The sequence below is a fragment of the Sulfitobacter sp. HI0129 genome (assembly GCF_001635395.1).
Taxonomy (GTDB): domain Bacteria; phylum Pseudomonadota; class Alphaproteobacteria; order Rhodobacterales; family Rhodobacteraceae; genus Sulfitobacter.
Genome location: NZ_LWGH01001119.1, coordinates 1 through 944, shown reverse-complemented (window position 1 = coordinate 944; position 944 = coordinate 1). Strand labels below are relative to the sequence as shown.

The 944-nt window shown below is 62.0% G+C and carries 1 protein-coding gene; it reads right to left on the bottom strand.

Annotation, left to right across the window (positions count from 1 at the left end; all coding sequences use genetic code 11):
- A partial coding sequence (lnt, locus tag A3764_RS23460) for an apolipoprotein N-acyltransferase (protein WP_067952178.1) occupies positions 1-944 on the bottom strand: 944 nt, incomplete at both ends.

The following is a 944-nucleotide window of genomic DNA, read 5'->3' as shown; positions in this document are numbered from 1 at the left end:
GCAGCAAAAGGCAGCGGAGGGGCTCGGTTGCCGCTGACAACGGNCGCGCATAGGGCGTTGGAGTACGCGCGCCCGGCAGGCCGGCATCAATGGTGCCTGTTTCCCCGGTATCAAGACGCGCGACGACATTTCCATTGGCGTCGATGATCGCGGATATCCCAGTGTTGGCCGCCCGGACCACGGGAAGCCCCTCCTCGACCGCGCGCATCCGCGCGGAGGCGAGGTGCTGCTCGGGTCCGATGCTGGTTCCGAACCAAGCATCATTTGTGGCGTTGAATATCCAGTCGGGACGGAAAAGGTCATCGACCACGTGGCCCGGAAAGATGATCTCGTAACAGATCGCCACCGCGACCAGAGGCGCGCCAGGGATCGCCAGCGTGCGCGGCCCTGGTCCCGGCGTGAAATCGCCCAACCCTTCCGTCAGTCGTTCGATGGGCAGCCAGCCTCTCAGCGGCACATATTCGCCAAACGGAACGAGATGATGTTTTGCATATCCCGTCAGAATCTCACTGGTGCCATCGTATGCCTGAACCGTGTTGAAATATCTGGTTCCCCCATCGCCCTCCACTCGGTCAGGCGCACCTGTCAGTAGGATCCTGCCGTCTGGCAAAGCTGCAGATATCCGCGCGCGTGCCGCAGCATCTTCATCCAGAAAGCCGGGGAAGGCCGTTTCCGGCCAAAGCAGCACATCGAAACGTCCGGGTTGCGCGGACAAGCCCAGGTATTTTTCTAAGGCTCGCTGGCGGCTGCCCGGTACCCACTTCTCGACTTGTGGCACATTGCCTTGGACGATGCGCAAAGCAACGTCTGTCGGCGGCACGTCCTGCCCTGACCGAAGCGCACCGCCAACCCAGAGACCCGTCACAGCAACGGCGAAGAGCACGTGAACAGGCGCGCGTCTCTTTGGCGCCGCCACAGTCAACACACCTGGCAATATGCCGATG